Below are 6,006 nucleotides of genomic sequence, written 5' to 3' on the forward strand. Positions count from 1 at the left end.
CCGCCCGCCCGGCCCGGCCGGCGATCTGGTGGAACTCGCGGGCGCGCAGCCGCCGCACCTTGGTGCCGTCGTACTTCGACAGCGCGGTGAACAGCACGGTCCTGATCGGCACGTTGACGCCGACGCCGAGGGTGTCGGTGCCGCAGATGACCTTCAGCAGGCCGGCCTGGGCGAGCCGCTCCACCAGGCGGCGGTATTTGGGGAGCATCCCCGCGTGGTGCACGCCGATGCCGTGCCGTACGAGACGCGACAGCGCCCGGCCGAACCTGGTGGTGAACCGGAAGTTGCCGATGAGGGAGGCGATGGCCTCCTTCTCGGTCTTGGTGGACATGTTGATGCTCATCAGCGCCTGCGCCCGCTCCATGGCCGCGGCCTGGGTGAAGTGGACGACGTAGACGGGCGCCTGGTTGGTGGTGAGCATCTCCTCCAGGGTCTCGTGGAGGGGGGTCATCCGGTAGGAGTAGACCAGCGGGACCGGGCGCTCGGCGTTCTTGACCACGGCGGTGGGCCTGCCGGTGCGCCGGGTCAGGTCCTCCTCGAACCGGCTCACGTCGCCGAGCGTCGCCGACATCAGGATGAACTGCACGTCCGGCAGCTCCAGGAGCGGCACCTGCCAGGCCCACCCCCGGTCGGGCTCGGCGTAGAAGTGGAACTCGTCCATCACGACCTGGCCGATGTCGGCCTTGGCGCCGTCGCGCAGCGCGACGTTGGCGAGGATCTCGGCGGTGCAGCAGATGATCGGCGCGCCGGGGTTCACGCTCGCGTCGCCGGTCATCATGCCGACGTTCTCGGTGCCGAACAGCGCGCACAGGTCGAAGAACTTCTCCGACACCAGCGCCTTGATCGGCGCGGTGTAGAAGGTGCGCACGTCCCGGGTCAGCGCGGCGAAGTGCGCTCCGGCCGCGACCAGGCTCTTACCCGACCCGGTCGGGGTGGCCAGGATCAGGTTGTTCCCGGAGACGACCTCGATCAGCGCCTCCTCCTGGGCGGGATAGAGGGTGAGCCCGCGCTCGGAATTCCATTCGACGAACGCGTCGAAGATGGCATCGGGGTCGGCGTCGATCTCTTCTGGCAGGCGATCTACAAGGCTCACAGTTCAATACTGCCGAAGAACTGACGATGGTCGGACCGGCTCGGGCAATAGAAGTGATCATATCTTGCGCAGGATGGATGACACCGGGCGGCTATACCCGTCCAAATCTCATCAAATTATGATTAAAGGGACTCGATGGACGGTCATGCCGCCGGCTGGAGCCGTGGAGCCGACCAGGTGAGCGCCAGGCCCGCCACGAGCATCCCCGCGCCGAACACCGGAGCCGTCCCCGGGACGAAACCGATCGCCGTGAGAACGAGCAGGCCCGCCCCGGTCAGCGCCAGAGCCACCACGATCCGGGCCATGCCCCCGGCGTACGGCGACGCCTGCGGCGGCGTCTCGAACCGGGCGAAGCAGCGCAGCAGCGGGGACATGGCCAGGGCGAGCATGAGCAGCCAGTGCGGCCAGCCCGACAGCCAGGCCGAGGTCCCCGGCTCCGGGGTGGAGACGCCCAGACCCACCACGACCACCCCGGTGACGACCGCCAGCGCGCTCATGTGCCACAGGTAGACGGTCATCATCCGGGGAGCCGCCCAGGCGAGCACCCGCGCCACCCCCGGCCACGCCGCGAGCGCGACGATCCACCGGCGCAGCGCCAGCGCCAGCCCGATCTGGCCGAAGGCCACCGCGAGCAGCGCGATCGTGGGCGGCGCCATGTTGGAGACGGCCGCGCCCGGCATCCCGATCATGCTGCCCGGGTAGGGGCCGAAGGCCACCAGAGCCGCGGCCAGGCCGTACCCGGTGAGGGCCATGACCCAGGGGCGGCCCAGGCGGCCGTCGGCGTAGAGGAAGCCGAGCTGGTGCACCGCCAGCCAGACCAGGGCGATGTTGAGGAAGCCGACGACCTCGAGGCCGGTGGTGAAACGGGCCACGTCCACCGCGACGGCCCCCGCCGTCAGCACCACGGGCACCCGCCAGCCGTAGACCATGTTGAGCCGGAGCATCGACGGGGTCACCGCCACCGCGACCAGGTAGACGGCCAGGAACCACAGGAGCTGCCCGGCCAGGCGCGAGGCCGTGACCACCGGCTGCTCCGGTATGCCGAGGGCCTGCAGCAGGTGGGGCAGGGGCAGCCACACCGCCGCCAGCGGCAGCACCGGCCAGACCAGGCGGCGCAGCCGCACCGCCAGCCAGGCGGGGACCGTGCCACCACGCCGTACCGCGCCCCGCCAGCTGATCGCGTTGGCCGCGCCCCCCGCGAAGAAGACCAGCGGCATCACCTGGCTGATCCAGGTCACCACCCACGCGCCGCCCGCCGACAGCGCGTTGCCGGTGGAGATCCGCCCGTCGGCGAAGGACAGCACCGGCATGCTCCAGTGCTGCAGCACCACCAGGGCCATGCCGAACAGGCGCAGCACGTCGATGAACGCGTCACGACCCGGCGGCGCGGGCGCCGCGCGGACTGCTGAACGGGAGATGACGGCGGTCATGGGGGTCTCGATTCGTCTGGGGAGCGGTGGTCCAACCCTCCCGTGCGACCCCCGGCCTGCGCAGTCACGCCCGCAGGAGTTTCCGCCTCAAGGCCGCACCCCTGACGGGGGTAGGGCTGGCCCTACCCCCGGACGGCGGTGAGCAGGGTCGAAGCCTCACTCCCGGACTCGTAGCGTTGACGCCATGAGAACCCTCCTGCGCCGTATCGGCACGGACAGCCGGTATCTGATCGCCGGCTTCCCCCTCTCCATCGTCTTCTTCGTCCTGATGGTGGCGGGCTTCGCCGCCGGGATCGGCACGGTGATCGTGTGGGTGGGGCTGCCGATCCTGGCGACGACGCTGCTGGTGGCACGGGGCATGGCCGATGTGGAACGGCGGATGCTGCCCGAGGTGCTCGGCCGCGCGCTGCCCCGGCCCCGCTACCGGCCGGCGCCGGAGACGGCCGGATGGCTCCGCCGCATGGTGAACCCCCTGACCAGCGGCCAGTCGTGGCTCGACCTGCTCTACGGGATCGTGGCCTTCCCGATCTCCATCGTGACGTTCGTCTTCACGGTGACCTGGTGGGCCGGGACGATCCTGGGCCTGGCCACCCCCCTCTACGGATGGATCACCGCCGCCATCCCGGGCAACCACGGGCTGGCCTACCTGCTCGGGTTCGGGGACAGCGTCTGGATCGACGTGGTGATCAACACCAGTATCGGCGTGCTGTTCGCGCTCACCCTGCCGGTGGTCGTGCGCGGTGCCGCGCTCATCCGGGCCGGGCTCGGCCGCGCCATGCTGACCGGCGTCGCCGAGCTGCACGAGCGCATCGACGACCTCGCCGAGGGCCGGGCCGCCGCGGTGTCGGCCGAGGCCAACGCGCTGCGGCGGCTGGAGCGCGACATCCACGACGGGCCGCAGCAGCGCCTGGTCTCCCTGGCCATGGACCTGTCCCGGGCCCAGCGCCAGCTCAAGCGCGACCCGCAGGCGGTCGAGGAGATGCTCAGCCAGGCCATCACCTCCACCCGGGACACCCTGGACGAGCTGCGCGCGCTCTCACGCGGCATCGCGCCGCCGATCCTGACCGACCGCGGCCTGGCCCCGGCGCTCGCGGCGCTGGCCAGCCGCTGCACCATCCCCGTCGAGCTGGACGTGCAGATCACCGGCCGCTTCGCGGCGGCGGTGGAGAACACCGTCTACTTCGTGGTCGCCGAGAGCCTGACCAACGTCGCCAAGCACAGCCACGCCACCATCTGCACGGTGTCGCTGACCAGGACCGGGGGCGTCCTGATGCTGACGATCGGGGATGATGGAGTCGGCGGCGCACACGTCGCCAAGGGACATGGCCTGTCCGGGCTCGGCGACCGCCTCAAGGCGGTCGACGGGGAGCTCGCGGTGGACTCACCGGTGGGCGGGCCGACAGTGATCGTGGCGGAGGTGCCGTGCGGGTAGTCGTGGCCGACGACGCAGTGCTGATCAGAGAGGGCCTGATCAGGCTGCTCGAGGAGTTCGGTTGCGAGGTGGTCGCGGCGGTGGGGGACGGCGACGGCCTGGTGGAGGCCGTCGCCGAGCACCGGCCGGACGTCTCGGTGGTCGACGTCAGAATGCCGCCCGGCTTCACCGACGAGGGGCTGCGGGCGGCGGTCGAGGCGCGCCGGCGGGTGCCGGGCGCGCCGATGCTGATCCTGTCCCAGTACGTGGAGGTCTCCTATGCCGACGACCTGCTGGCCGATGCCAGGGGCGCGGTGGGATACCTGCTCAAGGACCGGGTCGTGGACGTGGACGACTTCATGGGAGGCCTGCGCACCGTCGCGGCCGGTGGGACGGTCTTCGACCCGCAGGTGGTGGCCCAGCTGATGGTACGGCGACGCCGCGACGACCCGCTCGCGCTGCTCACCCCGCGGGAGCGGGAGGTGCTCGGCCTGATGGCGGAGGGCAGGTCCAACCCCGCCATCGGCCGCCAGCTCGTGATCAGCGACGGCGCGGTGGAGAAGCACATCCGGAGCATCTTCGCCAAGCTCGGCCTGTACGCCGAGGACGGTGACCAGCACCGTCGCGTCCTGGCCGTCCTCGCCTACCTGCGCTCCTGATCCCGGCCGTCTCCTGAGCCCCGCCGCCTCCGAGCCAGCCGTCTCCTGCGCCCGGCCGCTTCCTGAGCCTGGCCGTTCCCCGGCCGGGCCGTTCCCGGCTCCGGCGAGCGCGCACGACGGCCGGGAGGGCCGGAGAGCCCCGGTGAAGGTGAAGGGGACCGCGGGATCCGGCGGCCCCCTTCATGCGGAAAGGCTCAGTTCGACGATTTCAGGTATCCGTTGTCGAGCAGCCAGGCCACGGACACCTCCCCGGTCGCCTGGGGCGCTTCGGGAATGTACTTGCTCACCAGGTGGTACTGCCGTCCGGCGCCTTCCTGCTGGAATGCCGCGGCGGCCGGACCGCCATCCACTTTGAACTCCTTTGTCACTTTGTAAGTGTGGTAGTTGCAGAGATATTTCGGGGCCGCCTGAAAGGTGTTGAGATTGTTCGGCGGCAGCGCGCGCCCGACATAGGACGCGCCGAGCGGGGAGACGAAGGAGCCCTGCTCGCCGCCGAAACGGTCGAGGTCCGTGCCGACCGGCAGCGTCACCGTCCGCACCAGCAGCTTGCCGTTGGCGTAGCCGCCGGAGTGGGCGAAGCCGTAGTCCTGCGGGTAGCGCCACCAGTTGGTGCCCTGGTCCCAGTAGCGGTCGATGAACTCCTGCGGGGAGACCCCGTTCAGCGGCTTGTAGTCACGCAGGATCTTGCCGAGCGGCCCGTCCTCCGGGAGGTACTTCGGCCCGAGGATCGGGTCGTCGTCGAGGTACGGCGGCCCGCAGACCTGCTTGGAGGGTTTGCCGTCCGCCGTGGGGGCCGTCTGGCCGGAGGTCTCCGGATGAGCGGCGGGTACGGCGTTCGCGGACGACACGGTGTCCGTGGCCGGCGCGGTGTTCATGGACGGCGCGGTGTCCGTGGCCGGCGTGGGGCGCGGCCGCGCGATCGTGCCCGCACACGGGAGGCCCGTCGCGACCGGCGTCCCGGCGGCCGAGGCGGACGGGCAGTAGGTGCCGGGCGGGCCGGAGGTCGGATAGGCGCCGGTGGCGGCCTGGGCCGCGACACCGGTGAAAGCAGCAGTGGCGAGGCCGATGGCGGCGGCCAGCGGTGCGCGTCGTCGAAAATGCCGCACGGATCCCCCTGATGAACTTCACACGGAGCTGAATCGGATATATGGCTTTAATCTGCAAATCGGCGGAGAAGGCGCCGATGGGCGGTGGCTTGTCCGCCGTTCGCGGCCTTTCTCCCTGAGCCGTTCCGCCAGGGGCGGGGTGATTGGCCTGCGTCCCCACCAGTTCTGAATGAAACAGCCGATCCGTGCGTACCCTGCCGTTCATCCGCGGCACCGCGGACAGGTTAATCGAATGACAAAAGCGAAAAGACAAAAGGTGTGGCAGCGTCTATTGTCGATTACACGGAGAAATCGGATTGAATATTCT

At 70.3% G+C, this 6,006-nt stretch carries 5 protein-coding genes; 2 read left to right on the forward strand and 3 right to left on the reverse strand.

Translation table 11 applies throughout. The features are described 5' to 3' along the window. Together CA984_RS41990 and CA984_RS41995 are read right to left on the reverse strand one after the other, a co-directional pair. On the reverse strand, positions 1 to 1,093 hold a 1,093-nt coding region (locus CA984_RS41990; RefSeq protein ID WP_133061946.1), incomplete at its 3' end, for a DEAD/DEAH box helicase. 143 nt (positions 1,094 to 1,236) lie between these two features. Next, a complete protein-coding gene (locus CA984_RS41995; RefSeq protein ID WP_086578896.1) occupies positions 1,237 to 2,523 on the reverse strand; it encodes an acyltransferase family protein in 1,287 nt (428 codons plus the stop codon). 184 nt (positions 2,524 to 2,707) lie between these two features. On the opposite strand from CA984_RS41995, the gene CA984_RS42000 reads away from it, so the two are divergent. Then, positions 2,708 to 3,955, forward strand: a complete 1,248-nt coding sequence (locus CA984_RS42000) for a sensor histidine kinase (protein ID WP_086578897.1) — start codon at positions 2,708 to 2,710, stop codon at positions 3,953 to 3,955. Then, a complete protein-coding gene (locus CA984_RS42005) occupies positions 3,946 to 4,593 on the forward strand; it encodes a response regulator transcription factor (RefSeq protein WP_086578898.1) in 648 nt (215 codons plus the stop codon). Before CA984_RS42000 ends, CA984_RS42005 begins: the two co-directional genes overlap by 10 nt. A 194-nt stretch (positions 4,594 to 4,787) precedes the next feature. Here the strand turns inward: CA984_RS42005 and CA984_RS42010 are convergent, their stop codons facing one another. Next, complete coding sequence (locus CA984_RS42010) at positions 4,788 to 5,699, reverse strand: TNT domain-containing protein (protein ID WP_133061947.1); 912 nt, start codon at positions 5,697 to 5,699, stop codon at positions 4,788 to 4,790. Between the last annotated feature and the right edge of the window lie 307 nt (positions 5,700 to 6,006).

Source organism: Streptosporangium minutum, assembly GCF_002149035.1.
Lineage (GTDB): Bacteria > Actinomycetota > Actinomycetes > Streptosporangiales > Streptosporangiaceae > Streptosporangium > Streptosporangium minutum.